Source organism: Micromonospora sp. NPDC049203 (assembly GCF_043197215.1).
GTDB lineage: Bacteria > Actinomycetota > Actinomycetes > Mycobacteriales > Micromonosporaceae > Micromonospora.
In genome coordinates this window covers 372,685-385,388 of record NZ_JBICSV010000001.1, presented here as the reverse complement: position 1 = coordinate 385,388, position 12,704 = coordinate 372,685, and the positions used below count along the sequence as shown (strand labels likewise).

9 protein-coding genes are annotated in these 12,704 nt (G+C 74.1%); 5 read left to right on the top strand and 4 right to left on the bottom strand.

The features are described from left to right. Positions 1 to 58: 58 nt before the first annotated feature. The 4 genes from ACGFIA_RS01750 (at position 59) to ACGFIA_RS01735 (ending at position 7,093) form a co-directional block, all read left to right on the top strand. Positions 59 to 766, top strand: coding sequence for an ATP-binding cassette domain-containing protein (locus tag ACGFIA_RS01750; RefSeq protein ID WP_393257886.1), 708 nt, complete (start codon positions 59 to 61; stop codon positions 764 to 766). After that, positions 763 to 2,913 (top strand): YhgE/Pip domain-containing protein, encoded by a 2,151-nt coding sequence (locus ACGFIA_RS01745; protein WP_357382385.1) that lies wholly within the window; start codon positions 763 to 765, stop codon positions 2,911 to 2,913. The genes ACGFIA_RS01750 and ACGFIA_RS01745 overlap by 4 nt, the downstream gene beginning before the upstream one ends. 10 nt (positions 2,914 to 2,923) lie before the next feature. Next, positions 2,924 to 3,517 carry a TetR/AcrR family transcriptional regulator gene (locus ACGFIA_RS01740; RefSeq protein WP_393257882.1) on the top strand — a complete coding sequence of 198 codons (594 nt, stop codon included), beginning with the start codon at positions 2,924 to 2,926 and terminating at the stop codon, positions 3,515 to 3,517. A 90-nt stretch (positions 3,518 to 3,607) separates the two neighbouring features. After that, positions 3,608 to 7,093, top strand: coding sequence for an ATP-binding cassette domain-containing protein (locus ACGFIA_RS01735; RefSeq protein ID WP_393257879.1), 3,486 nt, complete (start codon positions 3,608 to 3,610; stop codon positions 7,091 to 7,093). Positions 7,094 to 7,181: 88 nt separating this feature from the next. On the opposite strand, the gene ACGFIA_RS01730 is transcribed toward ACGFIA_RS01735, so the two are convergent. The 4 genes from ACGFIA_RS01730 to ACGFIA_RS01715 all read right to left on the bottom strand — a co-directional run bounded on the left by ACGFIA_RS01730 (position 7,182) and on the right by ACGFIA_RS01715 (position 11,360). Then, positions 7,182 to 8,249 carry an NADH:flavin oxidoreductase/NADH oxidase gene (locus tag ACGFIA_RS01730; protein ID WP_357467323.1) on the bottom strand — a complete coding sequence of 356 codons (1,068 nt, stop codon included), beginning with the start codon at positions 8,247 to 8,249 and terminating at the stop codon, positions 7,182 to 7,184. 66 nt (positions 8,250 to 8,315) lie between these two features. Beyond that, positions 8,316 to 9,596: a dicarboxylate/amino acid:cation symporter gene (locus ACGFIA_RS01725; protein WP_357382760.1), complete on the bottom strand. Its 1,281-nt coding sequence runs from the start codon at positions 9,594 to 9,596 to the stop codon at positions 8,316 to 8,318. A gap of 137 nt (positions 9,597 to 9,733) precedes the next feature. Continuing rightward, positions 9,734 to 10,402: a DUF998 domain-containing protein gene (locus ACGFIA_RS01720; RefSeq protein ID WP_357382393.1), complete on the bottom strand. Its 669-nt coding sequence runs from the start codon at positions 10,400 to 10,402 to the stop codon at positions 9,734 to 9,736. After that, positions 10,395 to 11,360, bottom strand: a complete 966-nt coding sequence (locus ACGFIA_RS01715; RefSeq protein ID WP_357382395.1) for a glutathione S-transferase C-terminal domain-containing protein — start codon at positions 11,358 to 11,360, stop codon at positions 10,395 to 10,397. The genes ACGFIA_RS01720 and ACGFIA_RS01715 overlap by 8 nt, the downstream gene beginning before the upstream one ends. A 99-nt stretch (positions 11,361 to 11,459) precedes the next feature. Here ACGFIA_RS01715 and pcaF point away from each other — a divergent pair, with 99 nt between their 5' ends. Next, a complete protein-coding gene (gene pcaF, locus ACGFIA_RS01710; RefSeq protein WP_357382397.1) occupies positions 11,460 to 12,665 on the top strand; it encodes a 3-oxoadipyl-CoA thiolase in 1,206 nt (401 codons plus the stop codon). Positions 12,666 to 12,704 lie beyond the last annotated feature (39 nt).

The following is a 12,704-nucleotide window of genomic DNA, read 5'->3' as shown; positions in this document are numbered from 1 at the left end:
CGGCGTTATGCTGGGCATGTTTTTATACTGACTAGTCAGTTCAGAATTCGGGAGCGGGATGAACATCGTCGAGGCCAGCGGCCTGGGGCTGCGCACCCGCCGGGGCTGGGTCTACCGGGACGTCGACCTCACCGCCGCGAGCGGTGAGCTGCACGCCGTCACCGGCCCGCCCGGCAGCGGGCGCACCTCGCTGCTGCTCGCACTGGCCGGGCGCTTCCCGCACAACCACGGCGAGCTGCGCCGCCGGGGCCCGGCCGCGCTCGGCCAGGTGGCGGGCGTGCACGAACCCGACCCGACGCTCACCGTCGCCGAGCACATCACCGAACGCCTGCTGCTGCTCGGCCCGGTGCCGCGCCGCCGGCGCCGGCTGGTCCCGGTGGCGGCGGTGCGGGCCCGCCGGGCCTACCGCCGAGACGCCTACGCCGCCGCCATCGCCGGTGCCGGACTCACCGACGCGCCCCTGGACCCCGACCGGTACGGCCGCGACCTCACCCCGGTCGAGCGGCAGGTGCTCGGCCTGGTGCTGGCCAGCCTCGGCGGCCCCAGCCTGATCGTCGCCGACGACGTGGACGCCGGCGCCGACCGTCCCGAGCGGGAGTGGATGTGGGGCGCGCTGGAACGCCTCGCCGGCCAGGGGTACGCCGTGGTCGCCAGCGCCCGCGCCGTCGAACCCGGAGTGGCCGCCACAGTGCACCGCATCGGCGATCCGGCGCCGCCGATCCCCGTCCTGACCGTGCCCACCGAACCCGCCGAGGTGCCTGCATGAGCGTCCTGCGACTCGCCCTGTTCGAGCTGCGCCGGATGACCCGGGGCCGGCTGCCGCGCGCCGCCCTGGCCGTGCTCACCATCGTCCCGCTGCTCTACGGCGCGCTCTACCTGTACGCGTTCTGGGATCCCTACGGGAAGATGGACCGGATCCCGGTCGCCCTGGTCAACGCCGACCGCCCGGCCACCGCCGGTGACGGCAGCGAGGTGCACGCCGGCCGCGACCTGACCGAGAAGCTGCTCGACCGCAAGGTGTTCGGCTGGACCGTCACCGACCAGGCCGACGCCACGAAGGGGCTGCGCGACGGGCGCTACCACCTGGTCTTCTCCATTCCGGAGGACTTCTCCGCCACCCTCGCCGCCGGCCCGGAACCGGACCGCCCGGCCCGGCAGGGCGAGCTGAAGGTGGTGAACGACGACGCCACCAACTACCTCTCCGGGCTGCTCGCCAGGTCGGCGTTCAGCGAGATCCGGGCCGCCGCCGCGCAGAGCACCGCCGCCACGTACTTCGACAAGATGCTGATCGGCTTCACCGACGCCAAGGCCGAGACCGGCCGCGCCGCCGACGGCGCCGGGAAGATCGCCGACGGGCTCGGCAGCTCCCAGCGGGGTGCGGGCCAGCTCGCCGACGGCCTCGGTGACGCCGAGGACGGCGCCGGGCAGCTCGCCGGCGGACTCAACCAGTCGGTCCAGGGTGCGGACAAGCTCGCCAAGGGCCTCGACCAGTTGCGTACCGGCGCCGCCCAGCTCGCCGACGGCGCCGGCCGCGCGGCCACCGAGACCAAGGCCGCGGCGGCCACCGTCAACGCCGCCGCCGACAGGTACGAGCCGGTGCTGCGCCGCAACGCCGACCGGATCCAGAAGGCGGCCACGCTCGTCGCCGACGGCGCGCAGCAGCTCGCCGCCGGGCTGGACGCGCTACCCGGCAAGGCCGCCGAGGTGGTCGCCACCGCCGAGGAGGTCCGCGACCGGCTCGACGCGGTCGCGAAGGAACATCCCGAGCTGGCCGACGACCCGAACTTCGCCGCCGCCCGCACGGCCGCCGACCGGGCCGTCACCCAGGCGCGCTCAGTGGTGGCAGCGCTGAACAAGACCGACATGGCCACGCTGCGCCAGCAGATGACAGACGTCGCCAGGACCGCCCGCGAGGTGGCCGCCGCCGCACCGCACCTGGCCGACGACGTCGCCTCCGCCCGGGCCAAGGTGAACGAGCTGGCCGGTGGGCTGACCACGCTGGCGCAGGGCAGCGCCAAGCTCCGCGACGGGCTCGGCGACGCGTCGACCGGCGCGAACCAGTTGCGCGGCGGCCTCTACCGGCTCTCCAGCGGGGCCCGCCAGCTCGACGGCGGCCTGGCCCAGCTCGGCAGCGGCAGCAACCGGCTGGTCGACGGGCTGACCCGGCTGGAGGGCGGCGCGGGCGAGCTCGCCGACGGGCTCGCCGCCGGCGAACGGAAACTTCCCGGGTACGACGACGCGGCCAGTCGCGCCGAGGTGCTCGGCGACCCGGTCGGTCTGATCCGCGACTCGCAGAACCCGGCCGGCTCGTACGGCGTGGGCTTCGCCCCGTACTTCCTGTCGCTGGCGCTCTGGGTCGGCGCGATGATCACGTACATGCTGTTGCGGCCGGTCAACCGGCGGCACGTGATGTCCGGCGCGCCCGGCTGGCGGGTCGTGCTCGCCGGGTGGCTCCCCGCCGCCGGCATCGGCCTGGCCCAGGTCGCGGTGCTCTACACGGTGGTCACGCTGGCGCTCGGGCTCGACCCGAGGCACGGGCCGGCGACATTCGGGCTGCTCGCCCTCACCTCGCTGGCGTTCACCGCGATCATGCAATTGCTCGGCGTGGCGCTCGGCCCGGCCGGGCGGCTGGCCGCGCTGGCGCTGCTGATGCTCCAGCTCACCTCCTCCGGCGGCACCTACCCGGTGCAGACCTCGCCCGGCTTCTTCCAGGCCATCCACCCCTGGCTGCCGATGACGTACGTGGTGGACGGCCTGCGCCACACCATCAACGGCGGCACGACCGCCCCGGTGGTGGAGGCCGCGCTGGTGCTGCTCGCGTTCGGGCTGGGCGCGATGGCGCTCACCGTCGGCGCGGCCCGCCGGTCCCGCCGGCTGACCCCGTCGAAGCTGCACCCCGAACTGACCATGTGAGGATGAGCCGGTGACGGACGGACGGACGCGCCGACGCGAGGACACCCGCCAGCGCCTCTTCGTGGCGGCGGTGGACCTCATCGCCGAACAGGGCTTCTCGGCCACCACAGTGGACGACATCGCGGCCCGGGCCGGTGTGGCGAAGGGGACCGTCTACTACAACTTCGAGTCCAAGACCGTCCTGTTCGAGGAGCTGCTGCGGCACGGCATCGGCCTGCTCACCGCCGACTTCCGGGCCGCCGTCGACGGGCTGCCGCCGCTGGAGGCGCTCGGCGCGCTGGTCCGTGCCCAGCTGGAGTACATCCGCCGCTACCGCGCCTTCGCCCAGCTCCTGCTCTCGGAGATGTGGCGGACCAACAGGGAGTGGCAGCAGACGCTGCGGCTGCTGCGCGGCGAGGCCATCGCGGTGATCGCCGACACGGTGCAGGCCGGGGTGGACAGCGGCGACCTCCCCGCCGACCTGGACGTGCGTACCGCGAGTTCGGCGCTGTTCGGTGTCGGGCTGGTGGTGGCTGTGGACTGGCTGGCCTTCTCGCCGGAGCGGCCGATCGACGAGGTGCAGGAGTCGCTGCTCGGCATCGTCCGGCGGGTCGCCCGGACCTGACCAGCGGTCGGTAATTCGGTTGATACCGGGCCGCCGGAAGGGTGAGGGTGGGGGCACCGCCCCCACCGATCCGAGTCCGGAGGACCTCCCATGCGCCTGCTCCGAGATCTCTGGGCCACGGCACCCCGGCAGATGGCGGCGGTCCTGCTGCTGATCGTGCTCGGCGCCGGTGGTCAGGCGGCAGCCTCCGCGCTGGCCGGGCCGGTGCTGGTGCTCCGCTCGTCCGGCTGGTTCGTCGCGCTCGCCGTCGCGCTCGTCGCCGCTGTCGTCACCGACCTGCTCATCGGCCTGATCATGGCCCGGCTCACCGCCGACTGGTCGGCCGACGTGCGGCGGCGGCTCTGCCGGGTCGCGCTCGGCCAGGACCTGCCCACCCTGGAGACCACACCGGTCGGCGAACTGCTCGACCGGATCGACAACGACGTCTACCAGGTCGCCGCCGAGATGCGGAACACCGGCGTACGGCTGGCGCAGGGCCTCGCGGTCTGCGCCCTCTCGGCGGTCAGCGCGCTGATCGTCTGGTGGCCCGCAGGCGTCGGCATGATCGCGCTCACCACCCTGCTCGCGGTGACGCTGCGCCGCCCGACCAGCCGGATCGCCCCGGCCCGGATGGCCGAGGAGGAGGCGTGGTCCGACCTCGCCGCCGTGATGGAGGAGGCGGTGCACGGGCAGGACGACGTTCGCACCAGCCTCGCCCGGCCGTACGTGCTGCGCCTCTACGCCCGTCGCGCGGCCGAGGTGATCACCAGGTGCGTCCGGGTGTTCCGGCTCTCCGCCCGGGTCACCGCGGCCGCCGCCGGCGCGGTCCGGGTCGGCATCGCCGGCGTGGTGCTGGGCGGCGCGTGGGCGCTCGCCACCGGCCGGGTGGACGCCGCCCGGCTCACCGCGATCTGGCTGCTGGCCATCGCGTTCGGCGCGACCGTCGAGCACATCGCCCGCTGGGTGCCGCACCTGCAGCAGGCGTTCGGCGCGTGGGGCCGGGTGCAACTGCTGGCCGGGTCGCCGCAGGAGCCGGACGGCGGGGCCACCCCGGTCGACGGCGACCTGACCGTGCGCGGGCTCACCTACCGCTACCCGGCTGGCGGGGACGACCGTGGGCCGGCGCTGCGCGACGTGCACCTCGACTTCGTCCGCGGCCGCTCGTACGCGCTCGTCGGGCGTACCGGCTCGGGCAAGTCGACGCTGGCCAAGGTGCTCACCCGGGCGGTGGAGGTGCCGCGTGGCACGGTGTTCCTCGGCGGCACCGACCTGGTCGACCTGGACGTCGAGGAGCTGCGCCGGTGGATCGCCGTGGTGCCGCAGCGCACCGAGATCCTGGCCGGCACGCTTGCCGAGAACGTGGCGCTGTTCGACCCGGAACTGCTGGACGCCGCCGAACGGGCGCTGGCCGAGCTGGGCCTGACCGGCTGGATCGCCGAACTGCCCGACGGGGTGCACACCCGGCTCGGCGACGGCGGCCATGTGCTCTCCGCCGGGCAGGAGCAGCTCGTCGCGTTCGCCCGCATCCTGGTCCGCGACCCGCACGTGGTGATCCTCGACGAGGCCACCGCGCGGCTCGACCCGGTCACCGAGAACCGGGTCCGCGAGGCCACCGAACGGCTGCTCACCGACCGGATCGGCATCGTCATCGCGCACCGGCTCTCCTCGGTGCGCCGCTGCGACGAGGTGGTGGTGATGGCCGACGGCGCCGTGCTGGAGGCCGGTCCGCTGCGCGAGTCCGCCCGCTTCGCCGAGCTGCTCGCCACCAGCCACGCCGGTGCGTACGCCGGGGTGGGCACCCGGCGCGGCGGGGTGGAACTGCTCGACGCGCCCGCCTGGGACGACGCGCCCGCCACGCCTGCCGCGCCCGCGACGCGGCCGGTCGCCGTGCCGCGAGCCGACCCGCCGCCCGCGCCGCCCGCGCCGCCCGCGCGGACCATGCGGGAGATCCTCCGGCTGGGCACCAACGATCCCCGGTACGGCCTGATCTCGGTCGGCCTGTTCATCGTGATGACTGTCCTCGGGATGGACGGCGCGGTCCTGCCCTGGCTCTGGGCCGACCTGGTCGGCGGCGGTGACCCGTGGTTGCCGGCGCTGGGCATCGTGGCCGCGCTGCTGGTGGTGCTGCCGCTGCCGTACCTGACGAACCTGTGGTTCCCGCAGTGGTGGATCCGGCAGATGCTGCGGATCAGCGCCCGGCTGGTGCACGGGCAGACCGGCGCGCGCCGGGTCAGCGGGCACACCCCGGCCGAGGTGGTGGCCCAGGGTGGCGACACCGACCGGGTGGTGCACCTGGCCGACAACCTGATGGACCAGTTCATCTCGCTGGTCATCGTGGTCACCATGACGCTGGTGACCGGCAGCCTCGTACCGGCGTTGTTCTTCGTCGGCACGATGGTGGTCTCCGGGCTGGCGGCGACGCTGTTCGGTCCCCGGCTGGAACGCACCGCGGCCGGCACGGTGAAGGCGCGCGCCGCGTTCGCCACCGCGCTGGTCTCCGCGCTGTCCGCCGCCCGTACGGTGAAGCTGGCCGGCGCGACCCGCCCGGTGCTGCGCCACCTCGCCCGGCTGGACGAGGTACGCAGCGAGCGGCAGCGGCGCGAGATCGCGATGCAGGTGTGGGCCCGGTCCACCCCGTCGGTCGCCAGCGGCCTGCTGCCGATCGGCGCGTGGGCGCTCTACCTGGCCGGTGGGCTGTCCGCCGGCGCCACGCTGGTGGCGGTGTCCACACTGGGCGCGGCCCGCTGGTTCGCGTGGACCACCGCGTCACTGGTGTCGCAGTACCCGTCGGCGCGGGTGTGGACCAGGCGGACGGTGGCGATGACCGGCGAGGCCGTCTACGCGGCGCCGGTGCCCGGCCTGGACCTGGTCGCCGGCACCGCGCCCGCGCCCGAGCCGCCGCCCCGGCACCCGCTGCGCCGCCTGGAGCTGTCCGGCTTCGGCGCGCTGCACTCCGACGGCATGCTCGCCGTCCGCGACGTCGACCTGGTGGTCGAGCGCGGGCAGTTGGTGCTCGTCGTCGGCCCGGTCGGGTCCGGCAAGTCGTCGCTGCTGCGGGCGCTGGCCGGGATCGTGCACCACGTCGGCGAGCTGCGCTGGAACGGCGACCCGGTCACCGAGCCGGAGATGTTCCTGCGCCCCAACCAGGTCGGGTACGTGGGCCAGCTGCCCCGGGTGCTCTCCGGCACGGTGGCCGACAACATCGCGCTCGGCCACCAGGTGGACGCCGCCGGGGCGGTCACGACCGCCCAGCTCGAACACGACCTGGCCGCCGCCGGGGGCGGGCTCGGGCTGCTGATCGGGCACAAGGGCACCCGGCTCTCCGGCGGTCAGCTCCAGCGGCTGGCGCTGGCCCGCGCGCTCGCCCCGCGTACCGAGCTGCTGGTGGCCGACGACGTGTCGTCGGCGCTGGACGTCAGCACGGAGCTGGCGCTGTGGGCGGCGTTGCGCGAGCACGGCGTGACTGTGGTCGGCTCGACCGCGAAGCGGGCCGCGCTGGTCCGGGCCGACCACGTGGTGGTGCTGATCGACGGCACCGTGGCCGACCAGGGCACCTGGACCGACCTGGAACCCCGCTGGAACCACCTGGCCGGCTGACCGCCCGGGGTTCCGCCCTGTCGATCATGAAGTTGGCGGCGACAAATCGGACGCAGAACGCCGCCAACTTCATGATCGACGCTCAAGGCTAGAAGGCTCGGGCGTACTGGTTGGGCCAGGTCGGGGTGGCGCCCAGCTTGGCGGCGGCGCGGAGCGGCCAGTACGGGTCGCGCAGCAGTTCGCGGCCCAGCAGCACCAGGTCCGCCTCGCCGCCGGCGACGATCTGCTCGGCCTGCTCGGGCTCGACGATCAGGCCCACCGCGCCGGTCGGCACCCCGGCATCGCGGCGGATCCGGGCCGCCAGCGGCACCTGGTAGCCGGGTCCGACCGGGATGGACGCCTGGACCGCCGCGCCCCCGGAGGAGGTGTCGACCAGGTCGACCCCGGCGGCGGCGAGTTCCCCGGCGAGCACCACGCTGTCCTCGACGGTCCAGCCGTCGTCGGTCCAGTCGGTGGCGGAGATCCGGGTCAGCACCGGCACGGACTCGCCGACCGTGGCGCGTACCGCGCGGGCCACCTCCAGCGTGAGCCGCATCCGGGCGGCCCGGTCACCGCCGTAGCCGTCGGTGCGCCGGTTCGTCAGCGGGGACAGGAACTCGTGCAGCAGGTAGCCGTGCGCGGCGTGGATCTCCACGGCGGCGAACCCGGCGTCGAGCGCCCGCCCGGCGGCGGTGGCGAAGGCGTCCACCACTGCCGCGATGCCCGCCTCGTCCAGCGCGGTGGGCGTGCGGTAGTCCGGCACGAACGGCTGGTCACCAGGTCCGACCGGGGTCCAGCCGCCCTCGGCGTCCGGCACGCCGCCACGCGCCGGCGCCCACGGCCGGTACGTGGACGCCTTGAACCCGGCGTGCGCGAGCTGCACGGCCGGAACCGCGCCGTGTTCGGCGACGAACGCGGTGATCGGCCGCCACGCGTCGACGTGCGCGCCGGACCAGAGGCCGGTGTCCTGAGGGCTGATCCGGCCCTCGGGCACCACAGCTGTCGCCTCGGTGATGACCAGGCCGGTCCCGCCGACCGCCCGGGAACCCAGGTGGACGCGGTGCCAGTCGGTGGGCAGCCCGTCGGGGTCGGCGCTGTACTGGCACATGGGCGCCAGCGCGATCCGGTTGGGCAGGGTGACGCCGCGCAGGGCGAGCGGGGTGAACAGGGCGCTCATTCTCGGATCCTCCGGTCATGGGCAACGGGTGCGCCTCCGGTGGGAGACGCACCCGTTGGGTGTGGATCAGGCGGGTACGGGGTCGAGCCGCTCGGTCTCGGCGGGCTCGATGAGGTCGCGCTTGCCGGCCGAGTCGTACGCGGCCCGGTCGAGCGTGCCCTCCCGGGCGGCCACGATGGTCGGCACCACCGCCTGCCCGGCCACGTTCGTGGCGGTGCGGATCATGTCCAGGATCGGGTCGATGGCCAGCAGCAGGCCGGCCCCGGCCAGCGGCAGGCCCAGCGTGCTCAGGGTCAGCGTCAGCATGACGATCGCGCCGGTCAGGCCGGCGGTGGCGGCCGAGCCGACCACCGAGACGAACGCGATCAGCAGGTAGTCGGTGACGCCGAGGTTCACGCCGAACACCTGCGCCACGAAGATCGCGGCGAGCGCCGGGTAGATGGCGGCGCAGCCGTCCATCTTCGTGGTGGCGCCGAACGGCACCGCGAACGAGGCGTACTCGCGGGGGACGCCGAGGCGCTCGACCGAGCGCTGGGTCACCGGCATGGTGCCCACCGAGGAGCGGGAGACGAACGCCAGCTCGATGGCGGGCCAGGCGCCGGCGAAGAAGCGCAGCGGGTTGAGCTTGCCGGCCACCGCCAGCAGCACCGGGTAGACCACGAACAGCACGATCGCGCAGCCGACGTAGACGGCTGTGGTGAACTTGGCGAGCGGGGCGAGCAGGTCCCAGCCGTACGAGGCGACGGCGTTTCCGATCAGGCCGAGCGTGCCGATCGGGGCGAGCCGGATGACCCACCAGAGCGCCTTCTGCACGATCGACAGCAGCGAGCGGTTGAGCGCCACGAACGGCTCGGCGGCGTCACCGACCAGCAGCGCGGCGGCGCCCACCACCAGGGCGAGGAAGACGATCTGGAGGACGTTGCCCTCGACGAACGCGCCGACCGGGTTGGTCGGGACGATGCCGGTGAGGAAGTCGATCCAGGAGCCGGTGGTCTTCGGCGCGGTGGCGCCGGCCGGGTCCAGGTTGACGCCCCGGCCGGGATTGGTGAGCAGGCCGAGGCCGATGCCGATGCTCACCGCGATGAGCGCGGTGACGGCGAACCAGAGCAGTGTCTTGACGGCGAGCCGGGCGGCGTTGGCGACGCCGCGCAGGCTGACCACGCTGACCACGATGGCGGTGAAGACCAGTGGCGGCACGGCGAGCTTGAGCAGCTGGACGAAGAGGCCGCCGACGGTGTCGAGCGTGCTGGTCAGCCAGGCGAGGTCGGCGGCGCGGGCGAGGAAACCGAGCGCCACGCCGAGCACGAGGCCCAGCAGGATCTGGACGGAGAAGGGAATTCTGCGCAGGGCGGAGGTCATGAGGACTGATCCAGGGTCTGGAGAGGAAAAAGCGGGCGTCGGGGCGTGGAGCTACGCCGGACAGACGCCGCTGGCCTGCCGTCGGAGATCGACGTACAGGCGCTCGGTGAGGCACCAGACATTGGTCATCGTCGCGACACGTTACTCCCGTCCCGGGCCGGAAGGGAAGGACCGTTGCCGGTGAGGCTCCTTACAGCCAGGTAGCCGGAGGTGGCCAGTCCCCAGGCGGCGACCACGGCGAGCAGCACCCGCTCCGACACCCCGAGGAGCGCGCTGCGCCCGACCAGCAGCAGGGCCGCCGCGACCACCGCGGCCACCGGCAGCGCCAGCGCCGCGCCGACCGTGGCGATCCGCCGCAGCCCCCGGTCCGCCGCCGGGGAGAACAGCAGCACCAGCATGGCGAGCACCACCGCGGCGGTCGCCACGATGCTGGCCCCGCCGTGCACCAGGTCGGCCACCGTGGGCGCCTCGAACGGCGGCAGCGGGCAGCCCTCGCTGCACGTCACCGCGCCGGAGACGACAGTGGCCACCGCGCCGGCGCCGAGCAGGCCGGCCGCCGCGCGCAACCCCGGCGGCAGCGCCCCGGCGAGCAGCAGCAGCGACGCGGCCACCGAGAAGATCCCCATCCGGTACGCCCCGGCGTACCCGCTGTCGGTGATGCCGGCCTCGCTGACGTACGCGGACGGGCCGGGAACGGGACCGGCGACCACCGCGATCGTCACCGCTGTCACACCGGCCACCAGGCAGACGGCGGCGAACGCGGCGGCGATCCGGCGCGGTGTGCCCTCAGCCACGTCCGTGCGGGGTGGTCCAGCCGGAGAGATCCGGGCCGAGCGGCACGATCCGGGTCGGGTTGATCATGTCGTGGGTGGCGTAGTAGTGCCGTTTGATGTGGTCGAAGTCCACCGTCTCGCCGAAGCCGGGTGTCTGGAACAGGTCCCGCGCGTACGCCCACAGCACCGGCATCTCGGTGAGCTTGCGCTGGTTGCACTTGAAGTGCCCGTGGTACGCCACGTCGAAGCGCACCAGCGTGGTGAACAGGCGCACGTCCGCCTCGGTGATCGTGTCGCCCATCAGGTAGCGCCGCCCGGCCAGCCGCTCGCTCAGCGCGTCGAGGCGGGCGAACAGCGCGGTGAACGCCTCGTCGTACGCCTCCTGTGAGGTGGCGAAGCCGCACCGGTAGACACCGTTGTTGACGTCCCGGTGGATCTCCGCCATCAGCGCGTCCATCTCCGGGCGCAGCTCGACCGGGTAGAGATCCGGGGCGTCCGGCGCGTGGAACCGTCGCCACTCGGTCGAGAAGTCCAGCGTGAGCTGCGGATAGTCGTTCGTTACCACCCGTCCGGTGAGCGTGTCCACCAGTGCCGGCACCGTCACCCGGCCGGTGTAGTCCGGGTCGGTGGACAGGTACGCCTCGGACAGGAAGCCGACGCCGAGCACCGGGTCGAAGCCGTCCGGGTCGAGCGCGAACCGCCAGCCCCGCTCGTCCCGGATCGGGTCGACGGTGCCCAGCGAGATCACCTCGTCCAGGCCGAGCAGGCCGCGCACGATCCGGGCCCGGTGCGCCCACGGGCAGGCCCGGCACCAGATCAGCCGGTAGCGGCCCGCCTCCAGCGGCCAGCGTCCCGCCTCGTCCGGCCCGCCGCCCTCGGGTGACGTGGAGTGCGGGGTGACCCGGCCGGTGAACCGGTTGGGCTGGCGGACGAACGCGCCGCCGCCGCTTGTCTCTGCGCTGAACTGGGCCCCGGACATGCGGCAAACCTATCCGCTCCGGTCACGGATATCCTGGCGCCGGGTACCCCCGCGACCCGCCGACCGACCCCTTCCCCACCCTCGAAGGACGTACGCGCGATGACAGTGGCCTATCTCGTTGCCGGAGTCCGTACCCCGATCGGCCGGTACGCCGGCGCGCTGGCCGGGGTCCGCCCCGACGACCTGGCCGCGCACGTCATCCGCGAGCTGGTGGCCCGCCACCCCTCGGTCGACTGGGCGCGTACCGACGACGTGATCCTGGGCTGCGCCAACCAGGCCGGCGAGGACAACCGCAACGTGGCCCGGATGGCCGCGCTGCTCGGCGGCCTGCCGGAGGAGGTGCCGGGCAGCACCGTCAACCGGCTCTGCGGCTCCGGCCTGGACGCGCTCGCCTCCGCCGCCCGCGCGATCGTCGCCGGGGACGCCGACCTGGTGGTGGCCGGCGGCGTGGAGAGCATGAGCCGCGCGCCGTTCGTCATGCCGAAGGCGGCCACGCCGTTCGCCCGTACCGCCGAGGTGTACGACACCACGATCGGCTGGCGGCTGGTCAACCCGCTGATGCGCGAGGGCTGGGGCATCGACTCGATGCCGGAGACGGCGGAGAACGTGGCGGCCGAGTTCGGCGTGGACCGGGCCGCGCAGGACGCCTTCGCGTACCGGTCGCAGCAGCGGGCCGCCAAGGCGCAGGCCGACGGCCGGCTGGCCGAGGAGATCGTCCCGGTGACGGTGCCCGCCGGCAGGCGCGAGACGAAGCTGGTCGAGGCCGACGAGCACCCCCGCGAGACGACGCTGGAAAAGCTGGCCGCGTTGCCCACCCCGTTCCGCGAGGGCGGCACCGTGACCGCCGGCAACTCCTCCGGCGTCAACGACGGCGCCGTCGCGCTGCTCGTCGCCTCCGCGGCCGCCGTCGAGCGCTACGGCCTCACCCCGCTGGCCCGGGTACGCGGCGCCGCGTCAGCAGGCGTACCGCCACGGATCATGGGCATCGGGCCGGTCCCGGCGACCCGGAAGCTGCTCGACCGTGCCGGCCTGTCGCTGGCCGACGTGGACGTGATCGAGCTGAACGAGGCGTTCGCCGCGCAGTCGGTGGCGGTGCTGCGCGAGCTGGGGCTGCCGGAGGACGCCGAGCACGTCAACCCGGGCGGCGGGGCGATCGCGCTCGGTCACCCGCTCGGCGCCAGCGGCGCCCGGCTGGCGTTGACCGCCGCGCTGGAACTGCGCCGCCGGGGCGGTCGGCGGGCGCTCGCCACCATGTGCGTCGGCGTCGGCCAGGGCATCTCGCTGCTGCTGGAGTCGGACGCCTGACACCGGCGGCAGCATCGCCTCTTGTGGATCTCCCATACC